15 protein-coding genes are annotated in these 21,146 nt (G+C 38.3%); 9 read left to right on the plus strand and 6 right to left on the minus strand.

The window, feature by feature from the left end; all coding sequences use genetic code 11:
• Positions 1–118: 118 nt before the first annotated feature.
• Positions 119–3,022, plus strand: coding sequence for an RNA polymerase-associated protein RapA (gene rapA / locus GWJ05_RS02885; RefSeq protein ID WP_036934104.1), 2,904 nt, complete (start codon positions 119–121; stop codon positions 3,020–3,022).
• Between the two features lie 55 nt (positions 3,023–3,077).
• On the plus strand, positions 3,078–3,731 hold the full coding sequence (gene rluA / locus GWJ05_RS02890; protein WP_036934106.1) for a bifunctional tRNA pseudouridine(32) synthase/23S rRNA pseudouridine(746) synthase RluA: 654 nt from the start codon (positions 3,078–3,080) through the stop codon (positions 3,729–3,731).
• Between the two features lie 242 nt (positions 3,732–3,973).
• On the opposite strand, the gene djlA is transcribed toward rluA, so the two are convergent.
• Positions 3,974–4,774, minus strand: a complete 801-nt coding sequence (gene djlA / locus GWJ05_RS02895; RefSeq protein ID WP_036934107.1) for a co-chaperone DjlA — start codon at positions 4,772–4,774, stop codon at positions 3,974–3,976.
• A 430-nt stretch (positions 4,775–5,204) separates the two neighbouring features.
• Here djlA and lptD point away from each other — a divergent pair, with 430 nt between their 5' ends.
• From lptD to apaH, 6 genes are read left to right on the plus strand one after another with little or no spacing between them, the layout of a single operon-like run.
• Entirely contained in the window at positions 5,205–7,571 is a 2,367-nt protein-coding gene (gene lptD, locus GWJ05_RS02900) for an LPS assembly protein LptD (RefSeq protein WP_036934110.1), read from the plus strand.
• A 50-nt stretch (positions 7,572–7,621) separates the two neighbouring features.
• The gene (surA, locus tag GWJ05_RS02905) at positions 7,622–8,959 is read left to right on the plus strand and encodes a peptidylprolyl isomerase SurA (protein ID WP_072024191.1); all 1,338 of its coding nucleotides are present in this window, start codon (positions 7,622–7,624) and stop codon (positions 8,957–8,959) included.
• Positions 8,949–9,947 carry a 4-hydroxythreonine-4-phosphate dehydrogenase PdxA gene (pdxA, locus tag GWJ05_RS02910; protein WP_161681043.1) on the plus strand — a complete coding sequence of 333 codons (999 nt, stop codon included), beginning with the start codon at positions 8,949–8,951 and terminating at the stop codon, positions 9,945–9,947. The genes surA and pdxA overlap by 11 nt, the downstream gene beginning before the upstream one ends.
• The gene (gene rsmA, locus GWJ05_RS02915; protein ID WP_036934119.1) at positions 9,940–10,758 is read left to right on the plus strand and encodes a 16S rRNA (adenine(1518)-N(6)/adenine(1519)-N(6))-dimethyltransferase RsmA; all 819 of its coding nucleotides are present in this window, start codon (positions 9,940–9,942) and stop codon (positions 10,756–10,758) included. Before pdxA ends, rsmA begins: the two co-directional genes overlap by 8 nt.
• A gap of 25 nt (positions 10,759–10,783) precedes the next feature.
• Positions 10,784–11,161 carry a Co2+/Mg2+ efflux protein ApaG gene (gene apaG / locus GWJ05_RS02920; protein ID WP_036934121.1) on the plus strand — a complete coding sequence of 126 codons (378 nt, stop codon included), beginning with the start codon at positions 10,784–10,786 and terminating at the stop codon, positions 11,159–11,161.
• Between the two features lie 2 nt (positions 11,162–11,163).
• The gene (apaH, locus tag GWJ05_RS02925) at positions 11,164–11,985 is read left to right on the plus strand and encodes a bis(5'-nucleosyl)-tetraphosphatase (symmetrical) ApaH (RefSeq protein ID WP_036934124.1); all 822 of its coding nucleotides are present in this window, start codon (positions 11,164–11,166) and stop codon (positions 11,983–11,985) included.
• Between the two features lie 435 nt (positions 11,986–12,420).
• Here the strand turns inward: apaH and folA are convergent, their stop codons facing one another.
• Positions 12,421–12,906: a type 3 dihydrofolate reductase gene (gene folA, locus GWJ05_RS02930; RefSeq protein WP_036934126.1), complete on the minus strand. Its 486-nt coding sequence runs from the start codon at positions 12,904–12,906 to the stop codon at positions 12,421–12,423.
• A 175-nt stretch (positions 12,907–13,081) separates the two neighbouring features.
• Between folA and GWJ05_RS02935 the strand changes: the two genes are divergently transcribed.
• The gene (locus GWJ05_RS02935) at positions 13,082–13,696 is read left to right on the plus strand and encodes a LysE family translocator (protein ID WP_036934129.1); all 615 of its coding nucleotides are present in this window, start codon (positions 13,082–13,084) and stop codon (positions 13,694–13,696) included.
• 46 nt (positions 13,697–13,742) lie between these two features.
• Here the strand turns inward: GWJ05_RS02935 and GWJ05_RS02940 are convergent, their stop codons facing one another.
• The 4 genes from GWJ05_RS02940 to GWJ05_RS02955 all read right to left on the minus strand — a co-directional run bounded on the left by GWJ05_RS02940 (position 13,743) and on the right by GWJ05_RS02955 (position 21,086).
• Complete coding sequence (locus tag GWJ05_RS02940) at positions 13,743–14,885, minus strand: hypothetical protein (RefSeq protein WP_036934131.1); 1,143 nt, start codon at positions 14,883–14,885, stop codon at positions 13,743–13,745.
• Positions 14,886–14,992: 107 nt separating this feature from the next.
• Positions 14,993–18,223, minus strand: coding sequence for an autotransporter Pta (pta, locus tag GWJ05_RS02945; RefSeq protein ID WP_036934132.1), 3,231 nt, complete (start codon positions 18,221–18,223; stop codon positions 14,993–14,995).
• Between the two features lie 456 nt (positions 18,224–18,679).
• Entirely contained in the window at positions 18,680–20,101 is a 1,422-nt protein-coding gene (gene ftsP, locus GWJ05_RS02950) for a cell division protein FtsP (protein WP_036934133.1), read from the minus strand.
• Between the two features lie 235 nt (positions 20,102–20,336).
• Entirely contained in the window at positions 20,337–21,086 is a 750-nt protein-coding gene (locus GWJ05_RS02955) for a 1-acylglycerol-3-phosphate O-acyltransferase (protein ID WP_036934135.1), read from the minus strand.
• Positions 21,087–21,146: the final 60 nt, after the last annotated feature.

The following is a 21,146-nucleotide window of genomic DNA, read 5'->3' on the forward strand; positions in this document are numbered from 1 at the left end:
TAACTTTTCTTTTTTAGAGAACAGACACTTTTTATCCCACAAATTTTAATGACAACACCGCAATACTGCATTCATTAATAATTCCTAAATTATATATTTGAGAGCTGAGTTTATATATATGCCTTTTACTCTTGGTCAACGTTGGATTAGCGATACAGAAAGCGAGCTTGGACTGGGTACTGTTGTGGCCGTTGATGCCCGCATGGTCACCTTACTTTTTCCTGCCTGTGGCGAAAACCGCCTTTACTCCCGTCATGATGCACCAATAACACGGGTGATGTTCAATGCAGGAGACACTGTCACCAGTCACGAAGGTTGGAAACTCGCCATCGATAACGTTGTAGAAGATAATGGCCTTCTTATCTACCATGGTGTCCGTCTAGACACCGAAGAACCAGCACAATTACGTGAAGTGTTCTTAGATAACAAACTCACTTTTAATAAACCGCAAGATCGCCTCTTTGCAGGCCAAATAGATCGTATGGATCGCTTTGCATTGCGCTACCGCGCACGTAAATTCTTAAGCGAACAGTTTAAGCAAGCGCAAAGCGGTTTACGTGGTATTCGCGCAAGCCTTATTCCTCATCAGCTTTATATCGCCAATGAAGTCGGTAAGCGCCATAATCCTCGCGTTTTATTAGCGGATGAAGTGGGCCTGGGTAAAACTATTGAGGCAGGGATGATTATCCACCAGCAACTAATGGATGGTCGTGCAGAACGTGTGTTAATTATCGTGCCTGAAAGCTTACAACATCAATGGTTAGTTGAAATGTTACGCCGTTTCAATCTGCGTTTTTCACTATTTGATGATAGCCGTTATAGCGAATCCTTATTAGATAGCGATAACCCATTTGAAACTGAACAGATGATTATCTGCTCTTTAGATTTTGTGCGTAAAAACAAACAACGTTTTGAACACCTCGTTGAAGCAACATGGGATATGCTGGTTGTCGATGAGGCGCATCACCTTGTGTGGAGCGAAGATGCTCCAAGTCGTGAATACCAAGTAATCGAAGAATTAGCCGAATCTATTCCTTCTGTATTGCTATTAACCGCAACCCCAGAACAGTTAGGTCAAGAGAGTCACTTCGCCCGTTTACGTCTGCTTGATCCAAGTCGTTTCCATGACTACAACGAATTTATTAATGAGCAACAAAAATATCGCCCTGTTGCCGACGCCGTTACTATTTTACTCTCAGAAGATGATTTAAATACTGAACAACAAAATATCATTAGCGAAATGATTAGTGAGCAAGATGTTGAGCCATTACTAAAAGCGGCAAATACACAAGGCGAAGAACGCACTAAATCACGCCAAGAGCTTATTCATATGTTAATGGACAGACACGGAACGGGCCGTCTGTTATTCCGTAATACTCGCTCTGGTGTTAAAGGTTTCCCTAATCGCTTACTTCATGCGATTAAAATGCCTCTGCCAACACAATATCAAACAGCGATTAAAGTTGCTGAAATTATGGCTGCGAAAAAGAGTCTCGAAGTTCGTGCTAAAGAGATGCTCTATCCTGAACGTATTTACCAAGAATTCGAAGGTGAAAACGCAACATGGTGGAACTTTGACCCTCGTGTTGAATGGTTGCTCAACTTCTTAACTGCAAATCGTAATGAAAAAGTACTAGTTATTTGTGCTCAGGCGGCAACAGCCTTGCAATTAGAGCAAGTTTTACGCGAGCGTGAAGCTATTCGAGCTGCCGTATTCCATGAAGGAATGTCTTTACTTGAACGCGATCGTGCTGCAGCTTATTTCGCATCTGAAGAAGAAGGTGCACAAGTTCTATTATGTTCTGAAATCGGCTCTGAAGGACGTAACTTCCAGTTTGCGAACCAACTGGTTATGTTTGATCTACCATTTAACCCTGATTTATTAGAACAACGTATTGGTCGTCTTGATCGTATTGGTCAAAATCGTGACATCGATATCAGTGTTCCTTATCTTGAAGGCACAGCTCAATCAGTCTTGTTGCGTTGGTATCACGAAGGATTAGACGCCTTTGAACATACTTGCCCTACTGGCCGTACTATTTACGACAGTAAATATAATGCATTAGTTAATTATCTTGCTCAACCTAATGAATTAGCTGACTTTGACGAGTTTATTGCTACATGTCGTCAACAGCATGATGAAATGAAACTTAAACTTGAGCAAGGCCGTGACCGCCTATTAGAAATGCACTCTAATGGTGGCGAAGTGGGCGTTGAATTAGCGGGTGAAATTGCAGCACAAGATAACGATCCTGAATTAGTGAATTTTGCACTGAACTTATTTGATATCGTCGGTATTAATCAAGAAGATCGCAGTGATAGCTTAATTATTTTAACACCATCTGACCATATGTTAGTCCCTGATTTCCCAGGATTACCACAAGATGGTTGCACTATCACATTTGATAGAGAGCAAGCGCTATCTCGTGAAGATACCCAATTTATTAGCTGGGAACACCCCATTATCCGTAATGGTCTAGATTTGATCCTGTCCGGCGATACTGGTAGCTGTGCAGTGTCTTTATTAAAAAATAAAGCATTGCCAGTGGGAACACTGTTAGTTGAACTGATTTATGTCGTAGAAGCTCAAGCGCCTAAACATCTGCATTTAAGTCGTTTCTTACCGGCAACACCAGTGCGCTTATTACTTGATCTAAAAGGTAATAACTTAGCCTCTCAAGTTGAGTTTGAAAGTTTTAACCGCCAATTAAATGCGGTTAACCGCCATACTTCTAGCAAACTGGTCAATGCGGTACAAAGCGAAGTACACCATGTACTCAAAGCCTCTGAACCGTTAATGGAAGTCGAAGCGAAAGGGCTTATTCAAAAAGCGAAAGAAGAAGCTGATCGCGTATTAACACATGAATTATCACGCCTAGAGGCTTTACGCGCTGTAAACCCGAACATTCGTGATGATGAAGTTGAAGCAATTGAAAATGAACGCACCCATATTCTTAATCATTTAGATGAAGCAAACTGGCGTTTAGATTCAATTCGTTTAATTGTTGTTACCCACCAATAATCAATGTTAAAGCGGGGGGTATTTTACTCCCCGTTGTTTTGATGAGATATCCACTATGATGGAAGTGTATAACCCGCCAACCGATCCCTGGTTACATGTTTTATATCAAGATGAGCATATTATTGCTGTCAATAAACCCAGCGGATTACTGTCAGTACCAGGTAAAGCACCAGAGCATAACGACAGTATTATGTCGCGCATTAAGACAGAGTTTCCTAATGCCGAATGTGTGCATCGTTTAGATATGGCAACCAGTGGGGTCATTGTTGTTGCGTTAAACAAAGAGGCAGAACGTGAACTAAAACGTCAGTTTCGTGAGCGTGAACCGAAAAAAACCTATATTGCTCGCGTATGGGGACACCTCGAAAAAGAAGAAGGATTAGTTGATTTACCTTTGATTTGTGATTGGCCCAATCGACCAAAACAAAAAGTCTGTCATGAAACAGGGAAAGCAGCACAAACTTTTTATGAAGTACTGGAGTATGAAGAGAATGCAACAAGAGTAAAACTCTCGCCAATTACGGGGCGTTCACATCAATTGCGGGTACACATGTTAGCGTTGGGGCATCCTATTTTAGGGGATCGCTTTTATGCATATCCGCAGGCAAAAGCGATGGCACCTCGCCTGCAGTTACATGCTCAGGAATTATTTATTACTCATCCTGCTTTTCGATCCCCGATACATTTTGAATGCCTTGCCGATTTTTAATGTCTTATGACACTAAAACAGTCACTGAACTCAATGAAGCAAGGAGCAGGCAAAGCGCTAATCCCATAACCCCAACAAGAACACGGACGTTTGACATGGATATAGTTCCTTTTTTAAGAGAAGAGAGAATGAAATAATTAATTTCACTTATATTTTACCGTGATAAATAATAAACTCAACTCAACCTAAGTTATCTCTATCACGAAATAATTCTCTCTTTTCTCATCTTTATTTACAAGATGTTAACGAAATCCTTTTTCTTTCTTAATCAAATCATAAGCAACTTGTATAGACTGTGCTTTTTGTTTTGCAATTTCCATCATTTCCGGTGGTAAACCTTTTGCAACAAGTTTATCTGGATGATGTTCTCCCATTAATTTTCTATAAGCTCTTTTTATGGTTTTAACATCATCGCTCTCATTAACACCAAGTACCTTACATGCGTCAGAGAGTGTTGGGCCTTGAGGTTGAGGCTGATAGCCCTGCCTATTTTGATAATGAAAATTTTGGCCAGCCTGCATCATTGCTAATATATGTTCAAAATGTGCCCGCGAAAAACCCAACTCATCAATAATGATAAACAGCATTTTTCTTTCATTCGGATGCAATTGACCATCGGCAAAAGCAGCTTGTAACTGAATTTCCAGAAACATCTGAAGCAAGTCTCTACGCCCCGCACAAATTTGTCGAACACGTTGTAAAGTCGCTCTTAAGGGAAAATCGGGTGATTTACCTTCTCTGAAAGCTTGTTGAGCAGCTTGACGTCCAACTCCATGCAAATTCATCCGATCCATCAATTCAGTTGCAAGCGAAATATCTGTTTGAGTGACTCGCCCTTTTGATTTTGTCAGGTGTCCTAAAACTTGAAAGGTTGCAGCAAAGAAAAACGCTTGTCTATCACGTGTATAGCGCCCACCACTTCCTAATTTACCTCGTTGCATGTCATAGAGATGCCCAAGAAAAACACCAATAACAATGCCCCAGAAGCCTACCCCCGCAAAACTCCCGATGATAAGGCCTAATAATTTTCCCCAATAGCGCATAGACTCCTCAAATCTTCAATGCTCTGCCTGCAATTTTGCATTATCATACTATTCATTTGCTTACACACCTAACACCAAGCGACGTCTAAATAGACTTTTTCTTAAAATGAAGAGATTTACTGTTTCTCTTTGGACTGAGGTAATGCTGTTTTCGTTTAAATTGTGTTAAAGTAAAATGAGTGACCAAACGAATAACTTTAGCGTTGTTATACAGCACGAAATACCGCATCAGCGCGGTGTTTTTTTGTTTCTAATAAGGCTATAACCCTATTTCAACACAGAAACATCGAAAAAATGAGGCTTATGCCTGTTTTTCGGTTACCGTTAGAACAATGTTCAGAACGTTGGGCTGGTGTCGCATAACTCCCTGCGTTAGTTTCTGGCTGTTTATCAGCATGAAGCCACTGATGACGGAAGCACATAAATACTTATGAAAAAAAGTTATCCCACACTGCTGGCCACCTTAGTTTGGGCCACAATATACGGTCAGCCCGCCTATGCTGACCTTGCCTCCCAATGTTTACTGGGAGTTCCCGTTTATAACAAACCATTAGTACAAGGCGATCCTAATAGCTTGCCCGTCACTATCACTGCAAATGATATGCAAGGTGAATATCCTCGCATGATCAAATATAAAGGTGATGTTGATATTAAACAGGGGAACCAAACCTTAAGTGCAGACAGTGTTGAACTGACACAAACTGAGGGAGAAACACCATTAAGAATGGTGACAGCTACGGGCAATGTCTCTTATGATGATCCTCAAATCATCTTAAAAGGCCCTCGTGCTTGGTCTAATCTTAATAATAAAGATACGGATATTGAACAAGGTGATTACCAGATGGTTGGTCGCCAAGGCCGTGGTTACGCCGATAAGATGCAAATGCGTGGCGAGAACCGCTATACCATTATGGATAAAGGGATGTTCACCTCATGTTTACCTGGCGATGATAGCTGGAGCGTTGTCGGTTCTGAGGTTATTTTAGACCGTGAAGAACAAGTTGCTGAAATTTGGAATGCACGCTTTCGCGTCGCTAATGTCCCTATTTTCTACAGCCCTTACCTTCAATTGCCTATCGGTGATAAACGTCGTTCTGGTTTCTTAATACCAAACGGGAGCTATTCCCGTAGTTCAGGTTTTGATTTCCAACTCCCTTACTATTGGAATATCGCTCCTAATTATGATGCCACTATTACAACCAACTATATCAGCCGTCGTGGTTTAAAATTAGATAACGAATTTCGTTATTTAACAACGCCGGGGCGCGGTACCATCGCTGTAGATTGGATTAATCACGATAGCCAATACAATAAAGATAAAGCAGAAAATAAAGCTGGCTATCTTCCTCGTGATACCGCTACACGTTGGTTATTCTATTGGGGTCATAGTGGTGTGATGAACAATGTGTGGCGATTTAATATCGATTACACCAAAGTCAGTGACAATAAGTATTTCACTGACTTTACCTCACAATATGGTAATACCACTGATGGTTATGCTACTCAGAAATTTAGTACAGGTTATGCACAACAAAATTGGAATGCGACCTTAACCACTAAGCAGTTCCAAATCTTCTCTGATAATAAAGATGCAAGAGCTTATCGTGCAGAGCCACAGCTTGATCTCAATTATTATAAGAATGATGTAGGACCATTTGATTTTCGGACTTACGCTCAATTTGTGCGTTTTACTAGTGTGGGGGAGAATACCCCCGAAGCGAATCGTTTCCATATTGAGCCAACAATTTCACTCCCAGCCTCTACAGGATGGGCAAGCTTTAATAATGAGTTGAAAATCATGGCAACTCATTATGATCAAGACATTCCAGATGGTTATAAAGCCAAACCCAATAATCAAAAATTAGATGACAGTGTTAATCGTGTATTGCCACAGTTTAAATCTGATATGAAAGTGGTCTTTGAGCGTCAATATCAAACCAAAGATATTACTCAAACCCTTGAGCCACGAGTGCAATATCTTTATGTTCCTTATAAAGATCAGTCTAATATCAATAACTTTGACTCCGCGTTATTACAGTCAAACTATGGCGGACTTTTCCGCGACAGAATGTATGGTGGCTTAGACCGTATTGCGTCTGCAAACCAATTAACAACCGGTATAACTTCGCGTTTTTATGATAGCGAATTAGTTGAACGTTTTAACGTTTCTGTGGGTCAAATCTACTTCTTTGAACGTCCGAAAACAGGTTCATCAAACGAAATCATCAATAGCAAAGATGAAACAGGTTCAATGGTATGGGCTGGTGATGCCTACTGGCGGATCACTGATACCGTGGGTATGCGTGGTGGTTTACAATATGACCGTCGTTTAGGTAGCGTATCGATGGGTGATGCAATTATGGAATATCGCGCCGATAGTGATCATCTACTACAGTTGAGCTATCGTTATGTTGATCGTGATTATATCCAAGCAACACGTGTTCGCCCTTATGATGGAAAAATGAACCCTCTACCTGAATACCAAAAAGGTATTTCACAAGTGGGTGTTGTAGGCAGTTGGCCATTAGCAGAACGTTGGGGCCTTGTGGGTGCCTATTACTTTGATACTAAAGAGTCCGAACCTGTTAGCCAGATGGTTGGTTTACAATATAACACCTGTTGTTGGGCGGTAAATGTAGGTTATGAACGAAAAATTGTTGGCTGGAAAGTTGACCACAGCGATATTGATAATAAATGGTCTATCAATGTGGAACTCAGAGGCCTAAGTAACAATCATAGTTTGGGTAGCCAGAAAATGCTTGAACGCGGTATCTTACCTTATCAAAGAGCATTCTGATTTAATCAGACTACGGAATTGGCTGAATAAATATGTCAACCCGCAATAAGATGCGGAAAATACATAATGGGAAACTTATGAAAAATTGGAAAACGCTGTTTATCGGCTTAATGATCACGGTCGGTGCAGCTACCAGCTCAACAACGTTTGCTGCACAAGAATTAAACCGTGTATCGGCTATCGTCAATAACGGTGTCGTTCTAGAAAGTGACGTCAATAGAATGCTACAGACTGTCAAAATGAACGCAAAAAATGCCGGACAGGAAATGCCTGATGAGCAAGTTCTTCGCCAACAAATTCTAGAGCGTTTGGTAATGGATAACATCATTTTGCAAATGGCACAACAAATGCAAATTGATATTCCTGATGCAGCAGTGGAATCTACTATTCAAGGTATTGCTGCTGAAAATAAAATTTCACTTGATCAACTGAAAAAGCGTCTCGCTGCTGATGGTATTTCTTACAACGATTATCGCCAAGATATTCGTAAAGAAATGATGCTAGCAGAAGTACGCAACAATGAAGTTCGTCGCCGTATTACTATCTTGCCTCAAGAAGTTGATTCTCTTGCTAAGCAAATTGAAGATCAAGCAAGCCAAAGTATTGACCTGAATCTGAGCCATATCTTAATTCCATTATCTGAAAATCCAGCGCCCTCAGAAATAGAAAAAGCGAAGCAAGTGATCGCTCGGATTATGAATCAACTAAAAAATGGTGCTGATTTTGGTAAGTTAGCTGCAACTTATTCTGCTGATCCACAAGCATTAAATGGCGGTAATATGGGTTGGGCATCTATTGATGAATTACCAACACTATTTGCTAAAGAATTAGCAAATGCACAAAAAGGTCAAATCGTAGGACCTCTACACTCTGGTGTCGGTTTACACATTATCAAGGTAAACGATATTCGAGGCGCATCAAATACACTCTCTGTTACCGAAGTTAAAAGTCGTCATATTCTGCTAAAAAGCTCTCCAATCATGAATGATGAGCAAGCCTATGCCAAACTACAGCAGATCTCTGCCGATATTCGTAGTGGTAAAATAAGCTTTGCTGATGCAGCAAAAGAGTACTCTGAAGATCCAGGTTCAGCACTACGTGGCGGTGAGTTAGGATGGTCAATGCCTGATGTTTACGATCCCGCATTCCGTGATGCGTTAATGCGCTTAAATAAAAATGAATTAAGCCAACCTGTTCGCTCAAACTTTGGCTGGCATTTAATTGAATTAGAAGACACGCGTAGTGTTGATAAAACTGATGCTGCAAATAAAGAACAAGCATACCGTTTACTCTTCAATCGTAAGTTTAATGAAGAAGTGCAAAATTGGATGCAAGAGCTACGTGTAGGGGCTTATGTGAAAATAATGAACGAGAATAATGCAAACTAAGCAAATAAAACCACTTGTTATCACCCCCGGCGAACCAGCCGGGGTTGGTCCTGATCTGATTATCTCATTAGCACAAATGAGTTGGGATTTACCTTGGGTTGTTTGTGCTGATCCTCAGTTACTTAAAACAAGAGCAGAATTATTAAATCTGCCTCTTTCATTAGTTGAATACAATCCAGACAAGCCACCTCAAGCACACACACCTAGTCAAATTTGTGTACTCCCTATCACACTTCACTCTAATGTCATTCCAAGTACATTAGATACGCGCAATGGATTATACGTTGTAGACACATTAGCTCGTGCTTGTGATGGTTGCCTAAACGGTGAATTTTCAGCACTCGTGACGGGACCGGTTCATAAAGGTATTATCAATGATGCAGGTGTGCATTTTACAGGACACACCGAATTTTTTGCTGATCGGAGCCACTGCGAACGTGTTGTCATGATGCTGGCAACAGATACTTTAAGAGTCGCACTTGCAACGACACATTTGCCTTTACGTGATGTGGCGGATGCAATTACAGGTGAGCTACTGCATGAAATTATCACCATTTTAAACCACGATTTAAAAACAAAATTTGGTATAGCAGAACCTCAAATTTACGTTTGTGGTCTTAATCCTCATGCAGGAGAAAGCGGTCATATGGGACGTGAGGAAATTGACATTATTGAGCCTGCGTTAACACAATTACGTCAGCAAGGTATTTGTCTCCATGGGCCTTATCCTGCTGATACCCTTTTTCAGCCTAAATATTTAACACATGCTGATGCTGTATTAGCGATGTATCACGATCAGGGATTACCTGTGCTAAAATATGAAGGTTTTGGTCGTGCCGTGAATATCACTCTTGGCCTTCCTTTTATCCGTACTTCTGTTGATCATGGCACCGCCCTTGAGCTTGCAGGTACGAAAAGCGCAGATGCTGGCAGTTTTTGCACCGCATTAAATTTAGCCATTAATATGATACAAAATTGTAATGAATAATAGAGTCCATCAGGGGCACTTTGCCCGTAAACGCTTCGGGCAGAACTTTTTAACAGACAGCTATATTATTGAAAGTATTGTTGAATCTATTTATCCACAACCCGGCGAGGCTATTGTTGAAATTGGCCCCGGTTTAGGTGCTATCACAGAACCCGTTGGCGCCAGAATGGATAAAATGACAGTCGTTGAAATCGACCGTGATTTAGCTGCTCGTTTAGAAGTTCATCCTACATTAAAAGACAAGCTGACCATCATTCAGCAAGATGCAATGACGATTGATTTTGCACAATTAGCAAAAGAACGTCAGCAGCCTCTGCGTGTCTTTGGTAACTTGCCTTATAATATTTCGACACCACTTATGTTCCATCTTTTCAGTTTTGCCGACGCAATTTCTGATATGACCTTTATGTTGCAAAAAGAAGTAGTTAATCGCCTTGTTGCAGGTCATGGTAGCAAAACTTACGGTCGCTTAAGTGTAATGGCGCAATATTATTGCCAAATCATTCCTGTACTTGAAGTTCCACCAACTTCATTTAAACCGGCCCCCAAAGTTGATTCAGCGGTTGTTCGCTTGATCCCTTATAAAGAAAAACCTTATCCAGTTACGGATATTGCGATGCTAAGCCGTATTACTTCACAAGCCTTCAACCAACGTCGAAAAACATTACGTAACAGTTTAGGTGGATTGCTAACAGCGGAAGATATGGTGGCACTAGGTATCGACCCGACTGCTCGCGCAGAAAATATTTCTGTTGAGCAATATTGTAAAGTGGCAAACTGGTTATCGCAAAAGCAAGAGACACAAGCATAAGATAAAGCCAGAGACAGGAGGCATTATGTTCACCTCATCAAAAGTGGCGATACAAGTACAAAGTGTTTACATTGAAAGCCAATCATCTCCCGAAGATGAACGCTATGTATTTGCTTATACTGTATCAATTCATAATTTGAATAAATGTGCAATTCGCCTCCTGCGCCGTTACTGGTTAATTACTAATGCACTAGGTAATACGACGGAGGTTCGAGGTGAAGGTGTTGTCGGTGAGCAACCATTAATTGAACCAGGTACTCACTACCGTTATACCAGTGGTGCTGTTCTTGAAACACCGATGGGAACAATGGAAGGCCATTATGAAATGATTGATACTGACGGGCGATTATTTCAAATCGAGATCCCTGTTTTCCGCCTTGCACTTCCAACATTGATAAATTAATTATGGCAACTTATTTAATTGGTGATATTCACGGGTGTTACTATGAACTGCGCCACCTTCTGGATAAAGTGAGTTTTGATCCTACAAAAGACACATTGTGGTTAACGGGTGATCTTGTTGCTCGAGGCCCTCATTCACTTGAAGTGCTACGTTTTGTAAAAAGCTTAGGCTCGTCTTTAAAGCTTGTTTTAGGTAATCATGATCTTCATCTTCTAGGTGTATTTGCAAAAATAAGTCGAAATAAACCAAGAGATAAACTTAATGAATTACTCAGTGCCCCAGATGCCGATGAATTAATTAATTGGTTAAGACGCCAACCAATACTACAAGTCGATGAAGAAAAGAAAATGATTATGGCGCATGCTGGGATCACACCGCAGTGGGATTTAGAAACCGCTAAGATGTGTGCCCGTGAAGTGGAAGCCATTTTAAGCAGTGATAGTTATCCTTTATTCATTAACTCAATGTATGGCGATCTCCCCAATAATTGGTCATCAGAACTCACAGGTTTAGCACGACTACGCTTTAGTACCAATGCATTCACTCGAATGCGCTACTGTTTTCCTAATGGTCAGTTGGATATGATTTGTAAAGACAAACCATTAGAAGCCCCTGCACCATTAAAACCTTGGTTTGATTTACCGAGTCAGCTTCCTGAAGGTTATAGCATTATTTTTGGCCATTGGGCCTCTCTTGAAGGAAAAGGCACCCCTGATAATGTATATGCTCTCGATACAGGGTGTTGCTGGGGAGGAAACCTCACTTGCTTGCGCTGGGAAGATAAACAATATTTCACTCAAGCTAGTCTATCTGCACCTAAGTAACCCTTTTCATTATCTTCATTTCAAGCGCAAGAAATAAATGCTCTATTTTTGCGCTTTGCCATTCCGCTTTATTTCTTTTTACCTAATTTACTTTTTTTGATACTAAAGAGAACATTTTTCATACAAAAACGAACAACACAAAAAAAGACAAGAATAAAACCTTACTAATCAATAAATTATTTTTTTTCGACAATAAATAAGTAGGAAAAATTACAATATTAAGAATAAAAAATCTCTATATTGATTAATATCTCATATATTATCCTTATAAAATGAGTTTATTAAAATATAAATAATGATTACCTTTAAATAATGTTTTTTTATAAATAAAATTCTTAGTTAGAATAATAAATCTTATTTCTTATAATTCTTATATTAATAAGATAGGAATAATAAAAAGGGAGATATTTAATCTCCCTTTTTATTTAATTCTTGTTATTTTCTTCTTTTTAATATTTCGAAGCAGTAGTTATGAGAATTGTTTTCATCTGCTTCATGATATTCCATAAAGGTAGAATCCCATTCATCAGGCTCATAATCAGGGAATGTTGTATCACCAATTACTTCAGCATCGATGTGTGTTAGATAAAGTGTATTAGCCATAGGTAAAAATTGCTCATACACTTTACCACCACCGATTACCATAATTTCATCATAATTTTCAGCAGCTTGTAAAGCTTCGTCTACAGACTTAACCCAAACAACGTCACTATCTGTTCCTGGTTGGCTACTTAAAACAATATTAAGACGATTTGGTAGAGGACGTCCAATAGATTCATAAGTCACCCGGCCCATAATAACGGGTTTATTTAACGTATTCTTTTTAAACCATGCGAGGTCACCTGGTAATGTCCAAGGCATTGCCTTTTCCATACCAATAATGCGATCCATCGCTAATGCTGCGATTAAACTAATATTCATTTACACACCTACGGGTAAAGATGGGAAAAAAACTGCTCACACTATACGTAAAGCTAAAACCTGAGTCGATACAAATTATGCTTCCTTGATAATAAATAATTGCTTTATACTCGAAGTGTTAACTTAATCATATAAGATTCAATCATTATAATATTGTTATATACAAGGCGCTATTATGCTTGAAACTTCTTTAGTCGTTTTTACAATAGCTTTACTTGGCATGATCTCACCAGGTCCTGACTTTTTTCTCGTTGTAAAAAATGCGGCACGTTATCAACGATCTGCAGCAATGATGACAGCAATGGGCATTGTGGCGGCATTGCTTGTGCATATGTCATATTGTGTTGCAGGTATTGCTGTTCTGATTACAACAACACCTTGGCTCTTTTCTATTTTGAAATATGCAGGTGCCATCTACTTACTATGGATTGGTTTTCAGAGCTTACTCTCAAAATCTAATCATTCGATTAATGAAAAAACTGATAAACATTCACAAGTCAGTTTTAAGAAAGCCTTTATGCAAGGTTTTCTCTGTAATTTGCTTAATCCTAAAGCAACCTTGTTCTTTCTTGCCGTTTTCACTCAAGTATTAAGTGTTGATTCCAGCATCGGCGAAAAGTTGTGGTATGCCTTTATTATTTGGGGATTAGCCGTCGTTTACTGGCCATTATTGGTTTTATTAATTCAAAGCGCACCAGTAAGAAAAGTGCTTAACAGAGTCCAAAAAAGCATTGATAAAGTACTGGGTGTGGTACTGATTGGATTAGGCATTAAAGTGGCATTGAGTTAAATAAAAAATCCTCTTTAATAATATTTATTAAAGAGGAATAACCTATTTATACAAAATTGAAACTCCAATCATTATCACTCTTTAAATAATCAATAACATCCAATAAAACCCTTTCATTCTCAAGATAATTAGAATTGTTTTTCATTTTATTTAAAATTACCTCATAATTATCTCTAATAATATTGGCAATATTATTTTTCATTTCATCACTGTTTTTATTCTTACTAAATAAATTTTTCATCTTTCTATTATACTCAGATATAAAACATTCATCCCCTGCTGTTTTTTCTTCCTCTTTAACAATATTATCGTATTCTAATAATCCCGAATTAAGCATATTATCTATAAATTTATTGACGCATTCATTATTTTTCAATTTATTTGTTAACAGGTTTAATATATATTTTCTAAAACTACTATTATTATAATTTCCAACATTATACTTGACTGCTTTATCAATAAAACACTTAGTTATATTGATAATAAAATTTTTCTCCATCTCCATCGAGTAAATATCATGCATTGTATTAACTAAATACATTATTGAATTATCTATTTTTTTATATTTTTTTCCATCAAGCTCCTTACAAGCATAATCTATTGCAGTATCAATATACTGCCTATAATTAAAGTTAATATAATTTAGCATACTAGCGCATTCTGAACTATGTCTACTCAACTGTTCAAATTTTTCTCTTTGATAATTATTAATCACATCCAGAGAGATGCTCATTATAGTAATAAAGTCTCCTTTCGTTTTAGATTTTTCATAGAGATAATTTTGTATTAGTTTTTTAGCATTATCATGACAATCATTTTTTATTGCCGTATTTAAACTTAAAAAAAACGAATCTAATGATGCTCTCTTAAAACTAATAAAATCAGAGTTTATTAATCTACAATTCTTATATTTTATCTTTTCACCTCCAGCAAAAAGAGTGAATAAATCATTTACCTTAACATGTTGATGTTTATCTAACAAAAAAGTCAAATCAGTTTTTAAATTAAATATTTTCTTTATAAAAAAAGATATCTTAGATGAAAAGCTTTTATTTTCCATTCCTACATAAAAACAACTAAAACTGTTTAACACACTATTAATTTCATTTTTTATTTTATATTTTTCTTTTTGAATTACATCGATATTTTTTATCGAGTTAGCTTGAAAACTAATAGACTTCACATTCATAATGACTCCTTATTTCATAGTCAAACAATCCTTTATTTGCCTACTTTTTCATACAAAAAAAGACCCTTATCACTAAGGGCCTTTTATAGAAAACAACCTAAATAAAATTAGAAATTAACTTTTAGTGTTGCATTAATACCACTTGAACTTACATCACTATTATATTGGCCTTGGTAAGAAAGCCCGAAAGTCGTTGATTTACTTAATTGCGCATCAACACCTAAACCAACACCAAACAGATTATCCAGTTTGCCACCACGTAAAGTTGCATCTCCGGAATGAGATAAGAAGAGGCGTGATTCAGGGCGGTTATCACCAAATAAATGACTTGCAGAAATATCGCCTTTTAATGCCATATTAACGTTACCAGCCATAAATGGATATCCACCACGTAAACCAATAGTACCTACTTGAATATCTTGTGAATCAGTCTTAGTGGTAAATTTCATATTACCAACATTTTCATTGATATCATCGGTTGATACACGTAACCAACTGAATCCTGCATATGGCTCAATAGAGTACTGATTAGTATTAAATTGAGTATAAGCACCTTCTAAGAAAATTTGAGTAATTTTTGCATCATAACTTGTAGAGTTATAACCTGCATTTTGTCCTACCCAAAGTGTTCTTTTAGCATCTCTATCTTGGTGAGTATGTGTAAAACCATAATTTAATGAAGCCACATCAAGTAGATTAGACACACCATAAGCACCAATATGGATATCGTTGCTATCTATTTTACCGTGTTCATTCCCTTTATATTTGGTTGAACCTGCACCAAAGAAGAGGCCTGCTTTGGTATTTTCGGTCACATCTATTTCTGCACCTAATAAACCGACATAAAAATCAACATCGATATTACTATGACCATAATCAGCATTGCCCCATTGTCCAATACCCGTCATCCAAATACGTGCATTACTATTATCCAATTTAGCATAACGGCCTTGCCCAATCCCCATTGCTTGATCTTTCACAGTGCGTGTTAAACCTAACACATTCACTACACTTGCACTGTTAGCATTAAGGTACATATCACTGCCCAATGATCCATAAGTCTTATTCAGATCTTTTTCATTCATTGGTAATACAGCATTGAATAAATCGCCACTGCCTGTGTTATCTAACGTATTAGCAATAGATCGCCCATTTTCATTATTCGCAAATGTGGCTAAAGAGGTATTTTCTTTCTTACTTAATGTACCTGTAATTGTGTTGTCTTTTACGGAAATATTTTTATCAAATAACGCATAATCATTATTCGAAGTCACTTCGTTATTCGCTAACATTTTCGTTTTAGTGCGATTATCAACTAAATTGTCAGCATTAACGGTGCCTGTCGCGACAGTGTTATTAAGGTAGATATCTTTTAATTGACCTTCACTATCAGCACCAATATCTAAACTTGCCCCTTTATTTAAGGCCATATCTCCGACATTAACATCATGCCCAACAGTCACTAAGTACGTGCCTTTATCGTTGATATTAATATTGGCTTTGTGGCTTTCGTTTGATGCTAATTGGCCTTGTTGTGTAAAGGTATCGTTGTAACGATCAATCACACTTAATTTGCCACCATTAACATTAACTGCTTCTGTACCAAATGATTCCGTAAAGCCATATAAAGTCCCTTGCTCAACTGTTGTACCACCGCGATAAGTATTATCGCCAGTCATCACTAATGTACCTTCACCTTTTTTAACGAGAGAACCATCATATAAACCCGCGTTAATTTTAGCCTGAATAGCATCAGCACGTTTTTGGTAATACTCTTTACGCCATTTTTCAGCATCTTCTTTGCTAATAATATGGGAAGTTGGATCTGGGTTACCATCGTTGATAACAAAATCCGTACCTAGATTGTAATCCCCGCCAGCTGCAATGCCTTTATCTGTATATTCCTTAAACCATGCAAGATCTTCTTGTTCACGTAAATCTAATGCGGTCTGTGAAATATCATTTGTCCAAACATCAAGTGGAGTCATGCTTAGGTTATATTCAAATTTACCTAAGAATTGGCCTGGACCATACATCCCTTTATCTAAATCCGGTGTACCCCAACCATAACGTATATCTGGCGTCCCTTCTGCTGCCGTCCAGCTATCATATAAAGAGCCATCTGGATTACGGTGATTGGCTGTTGTAAACATCACATCACGTATTTGCATCGCATTCATCGACTCGTAACGTGACATCAATACGCCCATAGCACCTGTCACGTGGGGCGCTGCCATTGATGTACCACTAAAGGTATCCCAACCTGCATTTCCCTCTTCATCAACAATTGACGAATAAATGTAACGACCTGGTGCAACAACCGTCCACCATTTCGCATTACCCGCTTCATTGAAGATTTTTTCTAATTCATAACCCGATTTGTCCGCATTCTGTTTCAGTCCCGCAACCGCAATCCAATGTTTTTCTGCTTCAGGATTAAAGTAAGGATAAAGAGGGCGATAATAAGGTTGAGCAAAGTCACGGTTACCGGTTGTAAAGACTTGTACAACGTTAGTGCCTTTTACTGCGTCATAAGCCGCATCAACAAAGGAAGGTTTATCGCCATAGACTTTTTTAAAGTAGAAATATTCATATTCCGTTTGCGCAGTCGTATCTACTGGCATATGAACGGTTGTATTACCACCATCTGGGCCCAACGTTTTATCTTGATTAATAATACGAGGGTTGGTTCCCCAGCTATTATTAATTACCTGAGCCCCTGCATCGACCATGGCTTTCCAGCCCGTATAGAAATAGGTGTAATCTTGGTAAGGCCCATAGTTATTACTATCTGTTGCGCCTGTATTTCCTAAATAAACATCAGCACCCCATGCAACCCCATGCATACCATTACCGTCACGGCTTGCGCCTACGGTGCCTGTAACATGTGTTCCGTGTGTATCATTCACACCTTTGATCCAACCTCCATCAACATCAAAGACCTGACCTTTTTCATAATGTCCCCCCATTTCCTGAGGATAACGCATGCCAGTTGAACCATATTGGCCTTTGGCTTTCACAGCATGAAACCGAGCATCATTCAATTCGGGATGTGATAATAATGCACCAGAGTCCATTACACCGATTTTGGCACCTTGCCCATGAAAACCAAGTGCATAAGCATGAGAGGCATTCATAGCCGCCAAGCCCCAGTCTTTTTGATATTCTTGGCTTTCCCAACTTTTTGTATCACCTAATTGTCCAGCTTCTGAATATGCAATGGAATATCCAGAAAAAAGTAACGCGGATGCAACAAGGGAGAGTTGAAATATATTTTTATTTATTCTATTTTTTTTATTCATTTTGTGATGATGACTTAAAGCTATTTCTTTGTTCATTCTGTACCTTCAGTTATATTAAAATTAATAACGTTTATTAAGGATCAAAAACAAAAGACGCAAAGATTCTCTTGTTTCTAGAGAAATAATTACTTGAAGGGCATCTCAAAAATATGATTTTATGCCAGAAAAATAGATAGATTGACTAGTCAATCACAAATTAACAGATAGATTAAACAGATTTAGATCGCAATACATTATATTACAAAAAATTAAAACTAATTTTAATCAACATTATTTCTATTAATATCAATATTTAAATCAATTTAATAAAGAGAATGTAGATAAAAAAACAATCACACCAAATTAATTAACAAATTAAACATAAGAATATTATTCTCTATTTAACTTTAGTCGAAAAAATATAATCTGCATTATTTAGATATAAAAAAAACAGTATTTTATTTTAAAAATACTGTTTTTCTTTTAATTTAATTTAGCGCTATTGCTAAGCTGTTATTCTACAGGCGTGATTTCCATTTGTCCTACCATTCCTTTATCTGCATTTTCTAGTAACTGGCTGTAATACAAGAAAGGAAAGTGGGAATAAGAAGGCTGTTTTAACTCCACTAGTAACTCACTCTGACTTTCAATCCAAACCGTATCTTTCCAACCAAAATCCGCAGGTACAGGTTTCTGACCATTATGGTTAATTACTTTAAAACGGGCACCTTCAATATGGAAAGGTTGCGGTGTTGGTACGGTGACAAGCCAACGTTCCCACCCATTCTGCTTGCCAACTAAATCAATTCTTGAAAGCTCCCAACGAGCATTATTTATTCCCGGAGGACTGTTATGCAGTTGAATAGTTCTAGGCTGAATAGAGGTGGTGATTTGTGTGTCATCTACTGCTAATTGCGCAGGTGCCTTGTCTGTCACTAATGACATTAATCCGGTCGGCTTAATAGTGAGTACATTGGCATTACGTAGTAAATCAGAAGGTTCAAAAATACCACGAAGTCTATCCATAAAACCAGCACTTTGCCCTGCTGTAATGATGACTTCGCCCCCTTCAGACATATCAATCAATATTTCACGCCGCTCACCCGGAGCCATTGGTACGGATTTCAATTCAACCGGAGATGTTAATAAACCTTGATCCGAGGCGATAAGGTAAAGTGATCGACCATCATTTGCAGTTAATTCATAACGACGAGCATTAGATGCATTCACTAAACGTAAACGTATCCAACCTCTAGAAACTTCAATATAAGGATCTTCACGCCCATTCACTAGCAACGTATCACCATAAAAACCGTCACTTGCGGCTTCTTTGTCATATTGCGGTGTACCAAAATTATCAATTCGTTTATCTTGAATTATCAGCGGAAAATCATTCACACCATAATCTTTGGGTAAAGGTAGGGAGCGACTTTCGTCATCTTCCACAATCCACATTCCCACCAGCCCGTTATAAACGTGAGGCGCCATTTTAAAGGGAGTATTGGCGTGATACCAACACGTTGCAGCTTTTTGTCGAATAGGTAATACCGGCGACCAATAAGCGCCTGGCGACATTAATCTGGCTGCGCCTCCGACTTGTGTGCCGGGAACTAATAAACCACTTACCGTCATGGATACAGCTTCATTAAGACGGTTACTATAAATAAGTTTTATATCATCGCCACTTTTAACTTTGATTGTTGGTCCTGGAGTTGAGCCATTAATGCCCCAAACCTGCACTTTTTGCGTACCATTAAACGCCCAATGCACGTTTTGCAAAGTCAAAAAAAGTGGCTGACCATGGCGAGATTCGAGCAATGGCGGTATTGGCAATTTTTTATCATTAACTGATTCAGCACGAACAGAAGAAGATATTGAGCCCAGACATACCGCTAAGCCTGAAGCCTGAATAAACTGGCGACGACTAAATGACATACTTTCTCCGCAACAAAATACAAATATTCCTATCACACAATTAAAAAAAACGGACAGGAAAAAAGCTGCTGTGATTTAAAGACAAAAGGACTTAAATGAAATTATGGGAGCATAATAGCGCGGATGTGACATAAATCCTAAAAATAGTTGATAACAGAGTGTATTTTCATCAATTAGAAACAATATAAGCCTGTCTTCAGGCTTATATTCATAGAATAGAGAAAGATAAGAAGCGTTAATTTAATTTACCAGGGAAATCACGTTTATTCATTTCTTCAACTTCTTTATCTAACTCTTCAATTTTCGCTTTCATTATTTGGCGACAATCTTCAGCTAATTCTCGTACTTGATCTTTAGTGTATTTTGAAACATCAATCGGAGGCAACATTTCAACAATCACGTAGCCGTTGTTCCAGCGATTAAGTTTTATTTTACCTTGGGTTGTCGAGACACAAACCGGGATAATAGGGACGCCAGCTTGAATGGCTGCATGAAAAGCCCCTGTCTTAAACGGTAATAATCCGCGACCACGGCTACGCGTTCCTTCAGGGAACATCCACACTGAAATTTTCTTCGCTTTAATTTGATCGGCAACTTGTGAAATTGTGCCATGAGCTTTAGAGCGATTTGCTCTATCAATCAAAATATTACCGGTGATCCAATACAACTGACCAAAGAAAGGAATAAAAATTAAGCTTTTTTTCCCCACTGTTACCGTATTGGGTTGTACCGCATTCGACATTGTCACCATATCAAAATTATTTTGATGGTTTCCAATATAAATACTTGGGCCATAACTTTTTGCTTCTTTTGGAAATCGTTCAACCAATTTAATGCCAAATACATGTGACAATTTGCCGAATAGGCGACCATATGTCATAACATGTTTAGGATTTCTTGGTGAAAACATGCAATAAATCATTCCAAAAGTCACCACTAGGATCGTGTAAAGAATGACAATGATGCCTCGAATAATGGCTAACATAAATTTTAGCGTCCTAAGTCCTAAATAGAAGTGGGTCAACCGACCCACTCAATATTATTA

It is taken from the genome of Proteus sp. G2626, from assembly GCF_009915985.1.
GTDB lineage: Bacteria > Pseudomonadota > Gammaproteobacteria > Enterobacterales > Enterobacteriaceae > Proteus > Proteus vulgaris.